We start from the raw sequence: 16,016 nt of genomic DNA, 5'->3' as shown, positions 1-16,016 counted from the left end.
GACCGACCGCCCGTTACAGTCCCTCGAGCGATCGTAGCTTCTGTTCGACATCCGGTGGCGCGGCGCTTGGGCCGTCACGCACGCGGTGATCCGGGAGCAAAAGCGGCGCGGGGTTCTCGGCGAGCGCGGTCCGGACGAGGATGATATCGTCCTCGTCCTCGTGATCGAGCCCGGACGTCATCCGGGCGAGCGTCTCGACGGAGATCTGGTCACCGTAGGGAATCCCTTGGACCCCTTCGAGGACCGCCCGCCGATCGGTCGGCATGGTCATCGCGACCTGCACGTCCTCGAAGGCGATCTCCTCGAGGCCGTCGAGGTAGTCGAAGATCCGATCGAGAACGGGATGGTCGTCCTCGGCGTCGTCGTCTGGACTGTCCGGAAACGAAACGCTCAGCACCCGTCCGCTGGCGACACCGAGCTGGACGTACCGGTCGAGATACGGCGATTCCCGCGCGTAGATTCCAGCGTCCGTAACGTCCTCCATAGGTGGTTGTAGCCCGTCGGGACTTGAATAGTCGCCGGTCCCACGTCGGACCGAACCCCCTCTAGCCGGCGGGACCGCCGCATACGTCGCGGGTACGGCCGCGACCGATGCCGCGTCGGTCGCGGCGTGATAACGGTGGCCGCTTCCGATGGTTCTTGGCGACTGAGAACTCCACGCGGACTCTTGTCCCCGATGTTCCGAACTTTAGCTATGAACGCAACGGAAGACGGGACGACCGTTAGCCACCCGGGTGACGAACGGGAGATCCGGGCCGAAATCCGGTTCGATCTCACCGGAACGGACTGCATTCTCGAGGGGACCCAGGAGGAGCCGATGGTCCGGCACCAGCTCATGAACGATACGTGCTACGTCCTCTCGGATGTCGGGACGAAGGCGACGGGGGTCACACAGACGGAAACCACCATCGATCAGTCCTGTCCGTGTGCGGTCTTTCGTCGCCATCAGTGTGTCCCGTTGTTCGGAGCGGTCGAGGACGGCACGACGGTAGTGACGACGTATCTGTCCGACCGCGACACGTTACAGCAGCTGATCGAGGAGCTCCGTGAGGTCGTCGACCACGTCTCGTTGCGACGACTCACGACATCCGACACGGACGAGTTTACCGACGTTCGAACCGCGGATATCTCGCTACTGACCGAGCGCGAACAGGAGACGCTAACGCGGGCGATCGAAGCCGGCTACTACGACGATCCGCGGGGGATCGAGTTCGAGGCGCTGGCGTCCCGACTCGGGATTTCGAAGTCGACGCTCTCACAGCGACTCAGCGCTGCCGAATCGAAACTGTTGCTCGACCTTCTCGAAGGGTAGCCCGGCTGTCACGTGAGGTTTCGGCTGGATTGGCATCGACCACCGCGCCGCTGCTTATAAAGGACGAAACTATTTGCCCGCGAGTGCTCGGCCTCGCGGTTCGTAGCCGAAGGTGGAGGGATCACGATGGGAAACTCAGACGAGACGCAGATGATCGACGACGAGTCAGTCGGTATCGACGCAGCGGTCTGGGAGGAGACGGCCGACGAACTCCTCGCGGACAGCCCGTATGATCCGAAGCTCGGCAAGGAGATGAGCAGGGATGCGGTCCGGGTCAGTACCGGCCGCATGACGGAGGCGGAATTCCACGAGAAGTACCACGACGCCGTTCTCGAGGAGTTCGGCGTCGATGACCGGCCGATAGACACGGGTGATGACGATGAGTGAGCAGGACGGGGCCGGCGTGAGTCGGCGGTCCGTCCTCCTCTCGGCCGGGGCGGCAGCCGGCATGCTGGGGCTTGGCGGGCACAGCGCCCTCCAATCGCTCACGCGGGACGAGACGGACGCCGCGGTCGAGGGCCTGTTCGACGAAACGCAGGTACTCAATACGGCGTGTGCCCCGAACTGTCGGGGTAAGTGTCCCCTCAACGTTCACGTCAGGGACGGCCAGATCAAGTTCGTCGAACCGCAGATGACCGACGACGAACGGTATCGACGGGGGTGTCTCCTCGGACAGTCACACGTCCAGCGCGTGTACAGTCCGAAGCGACTGAAGTACCCGATGGTCCGATCCGACTGGGAACCCGGCGCTCCTAATCCGGGTGGCCGCGGCGAGGACGCCCAATTCGAGCAGGTCTCGTGGGACGACGCGCTGCAGTACGTCGCCGACGAGATGCGCCGGGTCCGATCGGAGTATGGGCCGGAGAGCGTGTTCTTCCACACCGGGTCCGGGGACAATGGCATGGGAACCACGATCTTCGGCCGGCTGGCGTCGATGTTCGGCGGGACCCAACAGAGTTGGTCGATCGACTCGAACGTCGGCGTCGGATTCAATCGGATCACCGGACACGGGTTCTTCCTCCCGCCGACGAACGAGTCCGCCGACTGGGTCAATGCCAACACGATCATCGTCTGGGGCTCCGATCTCTTCAAGAGTCAGTTCCAGAACGACGCCTCGAAAGTCCTCGACGCCCTCGAAAGCGGTGCCAAACTGGTCGTCGTCGATCCGGTGTACACGACGACAGCGTCGAAAGCGGACCTCTGGTTGCCGATCAAACCGGGCAAGGACACCCACCTCGCGCTCGCGATGATCCACGACGTCCTCGCCGAAGGGACCTACGACGACGACTTCCTTCGCGAGCGAACGACCGCGGGTGCACTCGTCCGCGAGGATACCGACGAGATGCTTCGGATGCGGGATCTCGACGGCGACGCCGACGACGATCGGGTCGTCGGTATCCACGCCGAAACCGGCGAGCCGGTGCCGCTCGAGCCCGACACGTACGCGGCGGTCGAACTGTTCGGTGAGTACGAGGTCGACGGCATCCGGACGACGACCGGGCTGTCGCTGCTCGAGGAGCACGTCGCGGACTATTCGCCGGAGACAGTGGCATCCGTCGCCGACCTCGATCCGGCCGACATCAAAACCGCAGCCCAATGGCTCGCAACCCGCGGCCCGGGTGGGATCGCGCCGAGCTACGCGCTCGGCCGGTACAAGTACGGGCACGTCTTCGGCCAGACCTACGCCATCCTGCTGGCGCTGACGGGGGACTACGGGAAGTCGGGCACGATCCACGCCCAGCACCCCTCCGGGACGACGCTGAACAGCGGCGAGTACAGCTCTCCCGACGGCGCGCCGGGAACGCAGTCGCTGTCCATGCACGAGATCCCCGCCGCGCTCGAGGACGGCGACCCGTTCCCGATCAAGGCGATCTACGGGATGGAGTCGAACATGCTGGCCAACCAGTTCCCGAACCGCCAGCGCTGGCACGACCTCCTCGAGAACGTCGACATGTTCGCAATGGCGGACTTCCATCGGACGCCGACGGTCCAGCACGCGGACATCATCCTGCCGGCGGCCCACTGGTTCGAACGGGAGGACATCACCGACGCGTGGGGGTCACATCCACATATCTCACACCGGACGAAGGCACACGAGCCGCTCTGGGATGCGCGGGACGACTACCACATCATCGCGGAGTTGGCGGACAAGCTCGGGTACGACGAACTGTTCCTCGACGACAAGCGCGCCGAACTCAGGAAGATCGCGTCGAACGACGATCGGTTCGACTTCGACGAACTCCGCCGGAAGGGGAACGTTCGCGTCGAGGACGAAGAAGCGGGAATCAAGTACACCGATCCGTTCCCGACCGATACCGGGCGGATCGAACTCTACGACGAGGACCACCCCGTCGAGGACGACGGCACGGTGCTCGACCTCCCGCGGCCGATCGAGGACAGAACAGCCACCGATCACGACCTCGCCGACGAGTATCCGCTGCTCTTCATGCAGAAACACTCCAAGTGGCGGATTCACTCCCAGTGGGCGGACAACGCGATGATCCGGAAGTTCAACGCGGAACCGACCCTCGACATCCATCCGTCGGATGCGCAGGATCGGGACATCGACGACGGCGACTACGTCCGCGTCTACAACGACCGCGGAGAGGTGGTCGTCCGCGCCAGCTACAACGAAGGGATGCGACCCGGACTGATCAATATCGATCAAGGCTGGTGGACGGACGACTACGTCCACGGGAGCCACCAGGATCTCACCCACATGGAGGTCAACGATCTGGCCCCGACATTCGCGTTCTACGACGTTCGAGCGGACGTCGAACCCGCACCGAGAGACATCGACACGAGCAAATACACGGCCCCCGAGCCGTCCGACTGGCTCGAGGGATACCCGAACGAAGGTGACAACTGATGACCGACTACGGCATGGTAATCGACCTCGAGCGGTGTATCGGCTGTAACGCGTGTGCGGTGAGTTGCAGCCAGGAGAACAACGTCTCGCTCGACAAACAGTGGAACCGAATCCTCACGGAAGGCGGCGACGCGATGGACACACCCGAGGGCTCGTACCCGGAAAACGGACGCGACGGGACGCTCTCGATGAACCATCTGCCGCTTGCGTGCCAGCACTGCGACAACGCCCCCTGCGTCAAGGTCTGTCCGGTCAACGCGACCTACAAACGCGACGACGGCATCGTCGAGATCGACTACGACAAGTGCATGGGCTGTCGGTACTGTATGAGCGCCTGCCCGTACAACGCACGGGTGTTCAACTTCGACGACCCCAAGACGCTGCCCACAGACGGGACCGGCAACGTCGAGGAGCGCAAGCAAGGCGTCGTCGAGAAGTGTACCTTCTGTAGTCACCGGGTGAAGGAAGACCTCGACCCGGCCTGTACGGTCGCGTGTCCGGCCGATGCCCGCATCTTCGGCGACCTCGACGACGAGGAGAGTACCGCCTCGCGATACATCGAGAAGTATGAAACGGAACAACTCCTCGACGAACTCGAGACCGATCCGAACACCTACTACATCCGCGGCGAGATGAGCCCCGGCCGAACGCGAAGCGGCAACGAACTCGAGGGGACCGAAAAGAAAGCCGCCGGGAACCCCAATGGTGTCGCGACTGACGGAGGTGACGGCCAATGAGTTCCGCGCCGGACGCCGGCGTCGTCGTCCCCCGGTTCGGAACGCGCGGCAAAGCCTGGCTCGCCCTACTGGGAGTGCTGATCGTGGCCGGGCTCGGTGCCTGGGCGTATCAGCTCCAGCAGGGGCTCGTAGTCACCGGGATGGACAACATCTTCTCCTGGGGGCTGTACATCATGCTGTTCGTCCTGTTCATCGGCCTCTCGGCGGGGGGGCTGATCATCTCGAGCGCGCCGAAGTTCTTCCACTCGAAGCGGTACGACAGTCTGGCCGCGCTGGGCGTGCTGTTGAGTCTGGGTTGTATCGTCGTTGCCGGGTTGTTGATCCTGCCGGACCTCGGGAGCCCGAGCCGGGTGACCGGCTTCCTGACGTCGCCGGACCCCCGCTCGCCGATGGTCTGGGACTTCGGGATCGTGCTCCTCTACGGGCTGTTCAACGTGGGGTATCTGTGGTTGCTCACCAGACGGGATCTCGCGAAGATGGGGTCGCGGCTGGCGTTGGGCGTCGCGGACACGCCCGCGGGCCGGGAACGCGACCGCAAACGCGCCTTCTGGGCGGCGGCGGTCGCGATGCCGCTTGCGGTCGGGTTGCACTCGGTGACCGGCTGGATCTTCGCGACCCAGATCGGCCGTGGCGACTGGTTCAACCCGCTGGTCGCGCCGATGTTCATCATGAAAGCGCTGGTGTCGGGGCTGGCGCTATTGCTGGTGACCAGCATCCTCGTCGACCGGTTCACGCGGTTTCGGTTCCCTCGAGAACTGGTGCCGGAACTCGGGAAATTGCTCGGCATCTTCGTGGCCGTCCACGTCGTCTACCTGGTCGCGGCAGAACGACTGCCCCACGCGTGGGCGGCGCACTTCGAGTTCTGGTCGATCACTAGCGCGTTCCTCGTCGGGGATACGATCCACTTCTGGCTGTGGACGGTCATCGGCGGCGTGCTTCCGATCGCGTTGCTCGCCGTGCCGTCCCTCCGTCGTCGGATCAAAGCGGTCTTCGTGGCCAGCGTCGCGGCGATCGTCGGTATCCTCTTCGAGGGCGTGTACCTGATATTCACCGGGTATCACGATGTGAATATCGATGCCGCACCCGGCGTGACGACCGGAACCGGCTACACCGGACTCGAGGCGGATATCTGGGCGACGACCGGCAGCTACACCCCCACGATCGTCGAGTTGCTGATCGCAGTCGGCCTCATCGCTGTGGGCGCGCTGATCGTGACGCTCGGCCTCCGGTTCGTTCCGATCCAGCCCGACGATCGCACCCCGGTCAGCGCCGGGCGGGACGACTCGACTGCAACGACGGCCGGTCCCGTCGCGACCGACGGCGGCCGTCGTCCCGACGGCGGAGCCGATGGGGAGGTGACCGGCGATGCGTAACTCGGTGCTCGAGGGCGACGACCGCGGTCGATTGGCGGGTGGATACTCGGTGCTGGCCCGCTGTTGGCGACAGCCGACCGCGGACCTCCTCGAGGCAGTGTCGGACGGGACGTTCGAACGGATCGAACCCGAGGTGGCCGAGACCACGGTCGAGGAACTCCGCGTCGAGTACGCGCGGCTGTTCGTCGGGCCGGCCGAACCCGTGTGTCCGCCCTATGAGAGCCTCTATCGAGATGGGGACGACGCAGTGCTCGGGCCATCGGCGCGTGCCGTCGTCAAGTGGTACCAGTCGTATGGGCTCGGCCTCGAGCCAGAGTGGCCGGACCTGCCGGACCACATCGCGACCGAACTCGAGTTCGCCGCGTATCTCCTCGAACGGGAGGACCCGGAGACGTGTGAGCGATTTCTCGACGAGCATCCACGACTGTGGATCGAGGAGTTCCTCGACGACGTCGAGCGAGAAACGCGCGAGCCCTATTATCGGGCGTTAGCGACGATGACTGCCGCCGCCATCGACGGGTGACCGACCGAAACCTCGCGGGAGTCGTCCGCGCCGCGGGATCCCCCGTGCGGTCTGGCGTCCGGCCGACCGGCGACGACCCGTCGCCGTCGAAAGGCGGCGATTCCCGTTCTCCTGCTGTCCAACCACAGTGAGGGCGTCGTTCTCGAGGCGAGTGCCGGGACGTGACGCAAGCCTTATGTACACATGAGTACGTCGATGTACAATAATGAACCCCGATACGGAGCTCGCCCCCGCGGTGCAGTCGATACTCGCGGCCGCACGGGAGCGTGCCGGCGGTGAGGGCGTCGTCGACGTGGACGCGCGCTCGCTGGCCGATGCGCTGGCCGACGCCGAGGCAGACGGGCGAGTGCCACTGATCGCGGAGGTGAAACCGACGAGTCCGACGGCCGAGGGGACTCGAGACGACGATCCGGTCGAACTGGCTCGAGCGATGGTCGCGGGCGGCGCGGCGGCGATTTCGGTGTTGACGGAGCCGAGCCACTTCGGCGGCTCGCCCGAGGCGCTGACTCGGATTCGGGAGGCCGTCGACGTCCCGGTCCTGCGGAAGGACTTCATCGTCGATGAGAGCGGCATGGACCTCGTCGAAGCGGACCTGCTCCTGTTGATCGTCAGGTTCGTCGACGATCTCGAGGCCCTCGTGGCGGCCGCCCGCGAGCGCGGGTTCCAGCCCCTCGTGGAGGTCCACGACCGGGACGAACTCGAGACCGCCCTCGAAGCGGGTGCCGACCTGATCGGGGTGAACAACCGCGACCTGGCGACTCTCGAGGTCGATCTCGAAACCGTCGAGTCGGTCGCACCCAACGTCCCCGAGGACGTAACGCTGATCGCCGAGAGCGGAGTGTCGTCGCCGGGCGACGTCCGGCGGATGCGGGAGGCGGATGCCGACGCCTTGCTGGTCGGCAGCGCCATCATGGGCCACGGCGGCGACAGCGACGTGACCGAGAACACGCGACGGCTCGTTCGAGCGGAATCGATGGATGCCGCGGACTTGGCAACGGCGTCCGCGACGACGACAGCACACGACGGAGACAGCCAGACATGAGCATGGAACGCGAACACGACGATGAGAGTGCATCCGGGCGGACCGGGACGTTCGGCGACTACGGCGGCCAGTACGTTCCCGAGGCACTGATGCCCGCTTTGCAGGAACTCGAGGACGCCTACGAGCGGTACGTTCTGGAGAACGAGGACGGCTTCATGGACGAGTTCCGGGAGCGATTGCGCGATTTCGGCGGGCGGCCGACGCCACTCCAGCGTGCGGATCGCCTGAGCGAGCGCTACGACCGCGACATCTACCTCAAACGCGAGGACCTCCTCCACGGCGGGGCCCACAAGCTCAACAACGCGCTCGGACAGGTTCTTCTCGCGAAATACATGGGCAAAGAGCGGATCATCGCCGAGACCGGGGCCGGCCAGCACGGCACCGCGACGGCGATGGCCGCGGCCCACCTCGACATGCCCTGCGAGATCTATATGGGTCGAACGGATGTCAATCGCCAGCGCCCCAACGTCTACCGCATGCGAATGAACGGGGCCGAGGTGAACCCCGTCGAGGCCGGCAGCGGGACGTTGAAGGAGGCGATCAACGAAACGATGCGCGACTGGGCGACGACCGTCGAGCGAACCCACTACGTGATCGGCTCGGTCGTCGGCCCGCACCCGTTCCCGAAGATGGTCCGGGACTTCCAGGCAGTCATCGGCGACGAAACGCGAACGCAGATCCGGGAGACGGCGGGCCGGCTCCCCGACAGCGTCATCGCCTGCGCCGGCGGCGGCTCGAACACGATGGGGACGTTCCACGCCTTCGTTCCCGACGACGAGGTCGCCCTCTACGCCGTCGAGGCCGGCGGCTCGAGCCTCGAGATCGACGAGGACGCGGGTCTGGCACCGAACTCCGCCACGCTCTCGACGGGAACCGACGGGGTGCTTCACGGCGCGATGACGAAGCTCCTCCAGGGAACCGACGGCCAGATCGTCGAATCCCACAGCGTCAGCGCCGGCCTCGACTACGCCGGCGTTGGGCCGGAGCTGTCGTATCTCGTCGAGACGGGGCGAGTCGTGCCCGCGACCGTCGACGACGACGCCGCGCTCGACGGCTTTCACCGTCTCTCGCGGCTTGAGGGCATCATTCCGGCGCTCGAATCGAGTCACGCGCTGGGCTATCTCGAGCGCGCGGCGGGACCCGCCGGGGAGACCGCAGGCGGGCACCGGCCGCGAGACGAGGGCCACGGGGACCTCGGCGACCTCGTCGTCGTCACCGTCTCCGGGCGTGGGGACAAGGACCTCGAGACCGTCCTCGAGGAAACCGAGACCCGCGATCTCGAGGCCGCGCCGGACGTGGAGGTGTTCGACGGATGACTGACGCCGGACGGTCGACGGCGAGCGGGTACGACAGCGACATCGAAGCGGCCATCAGGGAGCACCACCCCGCGCTCATCACCTACATTACGGCGGGCGATCCCTCGCTCGCGGACACGAAGGCGTACGTCGAAGCACTCGACCGGGGCGGTGCGGACCTGATCGAACTCGGCCTCCCGTTCTCGGAACCGGTCGCGGAGGGAGCGACGATCCAGGCCGCGATCAATCGTGCGCTCGAGGCCGGCACGACCCCTGAGGGCTTCTTCGAGTTGGTCGCCGACCTCGAGACAGAGGCACCGCTGCTGGTGATGACGTACTACAACATGCTCCTCCAGTACGGTGCCGAACCCGACGTGCGACCGTTCGTCGAGCGCGCCGCCGAGGCCGGTCTCTCGGGGATCATCGTCCCCGACCTGCCCGCCGAGGAGGCCGATCCGCTGCGGGCGGCCTGCGACGACACCGGGCTCGATCTCGTCTTCATCATCGCGCCGACGACCGAGGGCGAGCGCCTGGACCGGATCATGTCTCACGTGTCGGGCTTCGCCTACGTCCAGGCGCGTCTCGGGACGACGGGCGCACGCGCAAACGTCTCGGGGGCGACCCACGACAGCCTCGCGCGGCTCTCGGAGTACGACGTCCCCAAAGCCGTCGGCTTCGGCGTCAGCGAGGGCGACCACGCGGCCGAAATCATCGATGCCGGCGCGGACGGCGTCATCGTCGGGAGCGCCCTGGTCGATATCATCGCTGCCCACGGCCCAGCGGGCTCCGAGACGGCGTCCCGAAGTGTCGCCTCGAGCGCGGCACCCGGCGACGCGGCCGCTGCACTCGAGGCCAAAGCCGAGGAACTCAAACGCGGCGCACGTCGCGGTGCAGACAGTATCACGGACGATCACGACGAATGACTGGAACCAGAACAGCCATAACTGCAAGCTTGCTACACTCCCGCAATGACCACAGGAATCGACGCACGACTTGACCGGATCGGGACAGACGGATCGTACGTAATCATCCCCATGGACCACGGTATCACGATGGGTGCCGTCCAGGGGCTGAAAGACATCGAATCGACGATCGACGGCGTAACGAGCGGCGGGGCCGACGCGGTTCTCACGCAGAAAGGGATCGCGCCGCGCGTCCACGACAACAAAAACGACAAGGGATACATCGTCCACCTCAACGGCTCGACGACGATCGGGCCGGACGAGCAGGACAAGCGGCTGACCGGGACTGTCGAGGAGGCAGTTCGGGTCGGTGCCGACGCCGTCTCTCTCCACATCAACGTCGGCTCGGACCACGAGCCCGAGCAGATCAGCCAGCTCTCGGAAATCACCGAGCAGGCCCAGCGGTTCGGCATGCCGGTCCTCGCGATGGCCTACGCCCGTGGCCCCGGCGTCGACTCGACGGACCCCGAAGCGCTCGGCCACGCGGTTCGGTTCGCCGAGGAACTCGGCGCTGACATCGTCAAAACGGGATACAGCGGCGACGCCGAGAGCTTCCAGCACGTCGTCGAGTCGACGCGGCTCCCGGTCATCATCGCCGGCGGCTCGAAGGGGAGCGACCGCGAGACGGTCGAGATGGTCCGCGGCACGATGGACGCCGGCGGCGCTGGCATCTCCATGGGTCGCTCGGTTTTCCAGCACGAGGACCCCGAAGCCATCGCCCGGGCCGTCGCGGGCGTCGTCCACGACGATCTCTCGGTCGACGACGCGCTGGCCGAAGCGGGGCTGGCGCTCGAGGCCTAATTCTCCAAATTCTCCAGTTCTGCCGGTGCGTTCGACCGGTCCACAGCGGCGGCGCTCGCGACGTGCCGGCCCTCAGTGACAGTGTGTATCGAGGTGGACGTCCCGGTCGGCGTACCGCGGGCTCAGTTCGACGGTGGCGTGATCGACGCCGTGGCGGTCGAGTTCGTCGTGGACGCGGCCGACGACCGTCTCGGCTTCGGCCATCGTCTCGACGCCGGTTTCGACGTGGACCGTCGCGACCGTGATCTGGCTGCAGATCTGCCACGCGTGGAAGTCAGCGACGCGGTCGACGCCCTCGATCGTGGTGAGGTGAGTGCGGATCACGCCGCTCTCGAGGGGCGTCTTGAGGAAGAAGATCTCGCCGCTGCCGCGCAGGACGGTGATCGCCGACCAGGCCACGACGGCGGCGATCAGCGCCGCGGTGATCGGGTCGATGGCGCGGAGACCGGTGACCTCGACGGCCAGCACCGAGACGATGACGGCGACCGAGCCGCCGGCATCACCGAGCAGGTGGTAGAACGCCCCCTTCTCGTTGAGACTCATCGCGTCGCCGTGGAGGACGACGACCGACCCGACGTTGACGAGCAAGCCCCCGATCGCGATGGCGATCGTCGGTCCGGTCCCGATCGCGATGGGATCGAGAAACCGCTGGACGGATTCCCAGAGGATGAACCCGACCATCGGGAGGAGGAGCAGGCCGTTGAGGAAGGCGGCGAACGGCTCGAGGCGATGGAGGCCGTACGACCAGCGGTCACCGTCGCCGTAGCGCTCGGCGACGTAGGCGGCGGCGAAGGCCATCACGTACGCGAGCGCGTCGAACAGCATGTGGACGGCGTCGCTGATGAGCGCGACCGAACCGAACGCCAGTCCGCCCGCGAGTTCGACGACGAAGCCGACGACGTTGATCAGCGAGACGGCGGCGAGTTTGCGGCTGCTCGTCGTGTCCCCGCCGTGGTCGTGTCCGTGCCCGTGCCCGTCGTGTGCGTGTGAGTCGCCGTGAGAGCGAGTCGACTCGTTCCGACCCATCGTAGGTCGGACTCGGAGCGCTGGGTTATTAATTCAGCTGCTATTAATCGGCGTTTTCTATGCTAACCATAACAAATTTCTACGCCTATATTGTTAAAGAGACCACACGGCGTCTCGTCGCTATCGAGCGCGACGGCTCCGTCACCGGTCCGGAGCGACTCGATCGAAATGACCTCCTCGTCTCGAGTCCGTGACCGACGGCGAGAAACGCACGCTCGCGGACGAAATCGTCGCCAGGTGCGGCGTCACGCCCGCGACGTCGTCGACGAGGCCGATCTCGCGGTCAACCTCGAGCGCCTCGAGTAGACGGTGTCGCTGCGGGCGCGGCGGCGAGCAGTAACCGACCCCGAGTGCGAGGGCGTCCCTTCAGTACGGACAAACTGATTCCACACCCGGAACCCAACGGCGTGTCGTCGCTTCCGCGCTGGGCACCCGCGAACGACTAGCCGAGCGCGGAAGGCTTATTCGACTGACCATACCTGTTTCGAGTATGGGAATACTCGACTTAATGCTGGGCAAGTCCGATCCCGGCGAGCAAGGCGTCGCAGCGAAGTCGTACACGCTCCCGAAAGAGACCCACGATTTCGTCTACCCCGTCGCGATCCGCCGCGCGGAACTCGAGGCGTTCGCCGAGTTGCTCGAGGCGGAAGCGGATGCGCCGGCGCTCGAGGCCGAAACCGACGACATGCAGGCGGCCTTCGAGGCCCTGACCGGCGAGGCCGACACCGGCATCGACACCGACGAACTGGCCGAGCGGATGCGACGGCCGCGGCGCGCGGCCGAACCGGTGATCGAGCACTGGCGCGATGGGTTCGAGCGGGACATCGGCGTGGTCTACGCCCGCAGCGGGACCTACGACGCGCTGGTCGCGTTCGTCAAGCTCTGTAAGCAACGCGACGACGCGGCGTCCGACGCGTTCGAACTGCCCGAGAGCTTCCCGGACGCGGCGGCCCTACTCAAGCGACTCGAGGAAGGGACGGATACGCAGTATCGGGCCGTGGTGCACACGGATCTGCTCCCCGACCGCTAACGGCGACGCCGTATCGGCCATCGAGGCCGTCAACCGGCCGGTTCAGACGATCGTCTCGAACGCCTCGAGCGACGCGAGTTCGTAGGTCGGCTCGTGCTCGCCGGTCGCTCCGTCGCGGCCGGGATCAAGCCAGGCCGAGTCGAGTCCCATCGCGTTAGCACCCGCGATATCGGCGTGGAGGGAGTCGCCGACGTGGATCGCCGCATCGGGCGCGACGGACAGTTCAGTCAGCGCGTGCTTGAAGGGGGCCGCGCTGGGTTTCGGGTGAATCCCGGCGCTCGGGTCCGTAAAAACGCGCACGTCGAAGGCGTCGCCGATGCCCAACGCCTGGAGCTTCCGCGTCTGCGTCTTTTGGCCGCCGTTCGTGATGAGCCCGAGTCCGACACGGCTTCGGTCGCGGGCATGCTCGAGCGCCGCTTTCGCGCCCGGGCGAAAGTCGACGGCGGTCGGGTCCTGCACCGCAAGGTATTCCGCCGCGAGCGCGGGCGCAACGTCGGCATCGACGCCGGCGCGATCCGCGACGGCGGTAAAGAGGTGTTCGTAGAACTCGCGGTCCGTCTCGGCGGTCGGCAGGTCCGGGACGGCGGTCCGCAGGTCCGCGGGCGTACAGAACGGCTCGTAGCCGGCACGGTCGAAGGTCGACTCGAGCAGGGTCATGGGGTCTTGCGTCGATTCACAGAGGGTGGCATCGAGATCGAAACAGATCGCGTCGTAGGCGGCCATCTGGAATCGTGTACGGTCTCGGGCGTTCTGAACGTTTCGCCGACCCGCTCCCCACACGAAGGGATGGCGGCTGCCGTCGTGAATCGCCCGATATTTCCGGCCCCCTTTCATGTTTGGCCGGACGAACGTTCGGCCGGTCGGTCGAAACCGCCGGCTGGCGGCGATTCGACTCGAGTCCGACCGGCGATCCGTAGCAGTTATTTTTACTGACGAGTCTGTCGGCGTATGGAGGTCGTCAAGCGAGTCCACGTCGTGCCGCTGGGATACGAGTTCGATCGGATCCTCAAGCCGATCAAGACCCAGCGGGCGGATCTGGTCTACCTGCTCGAAGACGAGCACACGGGCAGCGGACGACGGGGTGGGGAACCGAGCGAGGCGGACGATGGAACGGGCCAACGAAACGCGACGGCAGCAGCCGACTATCACGCGGAGTTGCGAACGGAACTCGAGTCGATCGTCCCCGAAGTCCGTACCCGGGAGTGTGATCTCACGGACGTGTACGCGGTGCTCGGCGACGTGACGACGCTGGCCGACGTACACGCCGACGATCAGGTGTACGTCAACGTTTCCGGCGCCGGCACGATCCCGGCGATCGGCGCGACGATCGCGTGCATGGACGTTTCGACGGACGCCCACGCCTACTACGTCGAGCCGTCGGAGTACGCCCACGACGGAGCGAACGAGCCGGTCTCGTTCGGCCTCGACGAGATCGAGGAGGTACCGACCTACCCGATCGAGTCGCCGACGCGCGATCAGGTGGCGATCATGGGGTTCCTCGACGACCCGGCCGCGTGGGAAGGGTACCACGACGATCGGACGGCCCCGCCGAAGAAGAAAGATCTCATCGAGTACGCTCGTGATCGAGAACTCGACTTCATGGCCGATCGCCGCTCCCCCGACGAGCGTTCCGGCGAGGACAAAGGGGCGTTCCGCGTGCTCGATACGCACGTCCTCGAGCCGCTGGTCGAGGACGGATACGTCACGATCGAATCGGTCGGTCGGCGGCGTGTCGTGGAGTTGACGACACGAGGTGAAAACGCCTACCGGGCGTTCCGACACAAACTCATCGAGGAGGGCACCGAGCCACGATAGCGGTACGGGCGTCAGCCGAAGAGACCCCGGGCGGCTCAGTCCTCGTCGACCAGCGTGTACAGTTTCGTCCCGAGCCGAGCCAGTTCGAGGTCGGCTTCGAGGCGCTCGATGTGGTCGCGAAGCGCCGCCGTCTCGAGCCCCGGGTACTCGCGGTCGGTGCGGGAATCGAGGTGGCTGCTCGCGCGAGCGAGCAGGAAGGGCGCGGCGTCAGCGAGGTGCGAGCCCGGAAGCTCGGGGCCAGCGTTCCGACCATGCTCGACCGCGGCCCGAACCTCCCGGGCCACGACGAGCGTCCGGCGCAGCGAGCGGATCTCGTCCTGATCGGCGGGCGGACTCAGATACGTCGCCAGCACCGCGTCGGCCGTGGCGACCCGCTCCGGATCGACGTCGAACGACTCCGCGAGCCGCTCGGGCGCGGGTTCACCGACGCCGGTACGGCGAGCGGCGAGGCGAACGGCACCGAGCACGGCAGCGGTGTGGCCGCACTCGAGCGTCGCCAGCTCGCCCGCGTGGTCGAACGCCGCTCGGGCGACGTCGCCGACGGATTCCACCCCGAGTCGACGGGCGGCGCAGTCGATGGTCGGTTCATCGCTCTTCTCGAGGTGGCGCTGACCCATATGAAACCGATCGTCCGGAGAGGTATTATCAACTTCTGAGAAGGTATTCGTACAATCGTTACTATCGAGAGTATCCATACCATCCGAAGATAGATGACGGCCGTGACGGTCGCGACGATCGGCGAGTCGGCGGCTCACGTCGATTCGCCCGGTGTTCGGCGGTCGTTGTGTCGCCCCTCCCCGATTCGCCACGTTCAAGCCGGTTCCCTTCGACCGTCGATTCATGACGCGAGCTGTCTGGGTAAAAGCCGACGACACCGTCGGCGATTGGGACGATCGCCGGGCACGGATCACCGCCGCGCTCGAGGCGGGTGCAGACTGGGTACTGGTCGACGAGGACGACGTCGAGCGCGTCCACGAACTCGGCGACATCAACGTCGCGGCGTTTCGGACCGACGGGAACGTGACCCTGGTCGACGACATCGACGAGGCCGAGGACGAGACCGGAGACGCCGCCACGCGGGCGGACGCCATCGTCGTCGGGAAAAACGGCGAGGGCGACGCGACCATCGACCTCCCCGAGGACTTCTCGGGATCGGCGGATCTCTCGACGCTGCGCCGTGACGGCGACTTCGACCGGGGCGCGTACGTCCGCATCCTCGGAACGGAATACG

The 16,016-nt window shown here is 66.0% G+C and carries 18 protein-coding genes; 14 read left to right on the top strand and 4 right to left on the bottom strand.

The genetic code is table 11. The features are described 5' to 3' along the window. Positions 1 to 13: 13 nt before the first annotated feature. Entirely contained in the window at positions 14 to 484 is a 471-nt protein-coding gene (locus C486_RS13755) for an MGMT family protein (protein ID WP_008457125.1), read from the bottom strand. 210 nt (positions 485 to 694) lie between these two features. On the opposite strand from C486_RS13755, the gene C486_RS13750 reads away from it, so the two are divergent. The 10 genes from C486_RS13750 to C486_RS13705 all read left to right on the top strand — a co-directional run bounded on the left by C486_RS13750 (position 695) and on the right by C486_RS13705 (position 10,914). Beyond that, a complete protein-coding gene (locus tag C486_RS13750) occupies positions 695 to 1,312 on the top strand; it encodes a helix-turn-helix domain-containing protein (RefSeq protein WP_008457124.1) in 618 nt (205 codons plus the stop codon). A 126-nt stretch (positions 1,313 to 1,438) separates the two neighbouring features. Further along, positions 1,439 to 1,699, top strand: coding sequence for a 4Fe-4S ferredoxin N-terminal domain-containing protein (locus C486_RS13745; RefSeq protein WP_008457123.1), 261 nt, complete (start codon positions 1,439 to 1,441; stop codon positions 1,697 to 1,699). After that, positions 1,686 to 4,181 carry a molybdopterin-dependent oxidoreductase gene (locus tag C486_RS13740; RefSeq protein WP_008457122.1) on the top strand — a complete coding sequence of 832 codons (2,496 nt, stop codon included), beginning with the start codon at positions 1,686 to 1,688 and terminating at the stop codon, positions 4,179 to 4,181. Before C486_RS13745 ends, C486_RS13740 begins: the two co-directional genes overlap by 14 nt. Continuing rightward, entirely contained in the window at positions 4,181 to 4,918 is a 738-nt protein-coding gene (gene dsrO / locus C486_RS13735) for a sulfate reduction electron transfer complex DsrMKJOP subunit DsrO (RefSeq protein ID WP_008457121.1), read from the top strand. The genes C486_RS13740 and dsrO overlap by 1 nt, the downstream gene beginning before the upstream one ends. Further along, a complete protein-coding gene (nrfD, locus tag C486_RS13730) occupies positions 4,915 to 6,291 on the top strand; it encodes an NrfD/PsrC family molybdoenzyme membrane anchor subunit (protein WP_008457120.1) in 1,377 nt (458 codons plus the stop codon). The genes dsrO and nrfD overlap by 4 nt, the downstream gene beginning before the upstream one ends. Then, positions 6,284 to 6,814, top strand: a complete 531-nt coding sequence (locus C486_RS13725; protein ID WP_008457119.1) for a TorD/DmsD family molecular chaperone — start codon at positions 6,284 to 6,286, stop codon at positions 6,812 to 6,814. The genes nrfD and C486_RS13725 overlap by 8 nt, the downstream gene beginning before the upstream one ends. Positions 6,815 to 7,019: 205 nt before the next feature. Continuing rightward, entirely contained in the window at positions 7,020 to 7,856 is an 837-nt protein-coding gene (gene trpC / locus C486_RS13720) for an indole-3-glycerol phosphate synthase (RefSeq protein ID WP_008457118.1), read from the top strand. After that, positions 7,853 to 9,172 carry a tryptophan synthase subunit beta gene (gene trpB / locus C486_RS13715; protein WP_008457117.1) on the top strand — a complete coding sequence of 440 codons (1,320 nt, stop codon included), beginning with the start codon at positions 7,853 to 7,855 and terminating at the stop codon, positions 9,170 to 9,172. The genes trpC and trpB overlap by 4 nt, the downstream gene beginning before the upstream one ends. Then, positions 9,169 to 10,074, top strand: coding sequence for a tryptophan synthase subunit alpha (gene trpA, locus C486_RS13710; protein WP_008457116.1), 906 nt, complete (start codon positions 9,169 to 9,171; stop codon positions 10,072 to 10,074). Before trpB ends, trpA begins: the two co-directional genes overlap by 4 nt. Before the next feature lie 45 nt (positions 10,075 to 10,119). Next, positions 10,120 to 10,914: a 2-amino-3,7-dideoxy-D-threo-hept-6-ulosonate synthase gene (locus C486_RS13705; RefSeq protein WP_008457115.1), complete on the top strand. Its 795-nt coding sequence runs from the start codon at positions 10,120 to 10,122 to the stop codon at positions 10,912 to 10,914. Positions 10,915 to 10,986: 72 nt separating this feature from the next. On the opposite strand, the gene C486_RS13700 is transcribed toward C486_RS13705, so the two are convergent. Beyond that, positions 10,987 to 11,940: a cation diffusion facilitator family transporter gene (locus C486_RS13700; protein ID WP_008457114.1), complete on the bottom strand. Its 954-nt coding sequence runs from the start codon at positions 11,938 to 11,940 to the stop codon at positions 10,987 to 10,989. 168 nt (positions 11,941 to 12,108) lie between these two features. Here C486_RS13700 and C486_RS21365 point away from each other — a divergent pair, with 168 nt between their 5' ends. After that, complete coding sequence (locus C486_RS21365; RefSeq protein WP_014865732.1) at positions 12,109 to 12,246, top strand: hypothetical protein; 138 nt, start codon at positions 12,109 to 12,111, stop codon at positions 12,244 to 12,246. A gap of 184 nt (positions 12,247 to 12,430) precedes the next feature. Continuing rightward, entirely contained in the window at positions 12,431 to 12,970 is a 540-nt protein-coding gene (locus C486_RS13695; protein ID WP_049910570.1) for a hypothetical protein, read from the top strand. A gap of 42 nt (positions 12,971 to 13,012) precedes the next feature. On the opposite strand, the gene C486_RS13690 is transcribed toward C486_RS13695, so the two are convergent. After that, entirely contained in the window at positions 13,013 to 13,693 is a 681-nt protein-coding gene (locus tag C486_RS13690) for an HAD family hydrolase (protein ID WP_008457112.1), read from the bottom strand. A gap of 225 nt (positions 13,694 to 13,918) precedes the next feature. On the opposite strand from C486_RS13690, the gene C486_RS13685 reads away from it, so the two are divergent. Then, a complete protein-coding gene (locus tag C486_RS13685) occupies positions 13,919 to 14,785 on the top strand; it encodes an HFX_2341 family transcriptional regulator domain-containing protein (protein ID WP_008457111.1) in 867 nt (288 codons plus the stop codon). A gap of 35 nt (positions 14,786 to 14,820) precedes the next feature. On the opposite strand, the gene C486_RS13680 is transcribed toward C486_RS13685, so the two are convergent. Then, a complete protein-coding gene (locus tag C486_RS13680) occupies positions 14,821 to 15,402 on the bottom strand; it encodes a hypothetical protein (RefSeq protein WP_008457110.1) in 582 nt (193 codons plus the stop codon). Positions 15,403 to 15,625: 223 nt separating this feature from the next. On the opposite strand from C486_RS13680, the gene C486_RS13675 reads away from it, so the two are divergent. Further along, positions 15,626 to 16,016: 3-dehydroquinate synthase II (locus C486_RS13675; protein ID WP_008457109.1), on the top strand; the 391-nt coding region annotated here is incomplete at its 3' end.

The sequence above is a fragment of the Natrinema gari JCM 14663 genome (assembly GCF_000337175.1).
Lineage (GTDB): Archaea > Halobacteriota > Halobacteria > Halobacteriales > Natrialbaceae > Natrinema > Natrinema gari.
The sequence above is the reverse complement of the archived record's forward strand: the minus strand, read 5'-3'. Positions and strand labels throughout refer to the sequence as shown.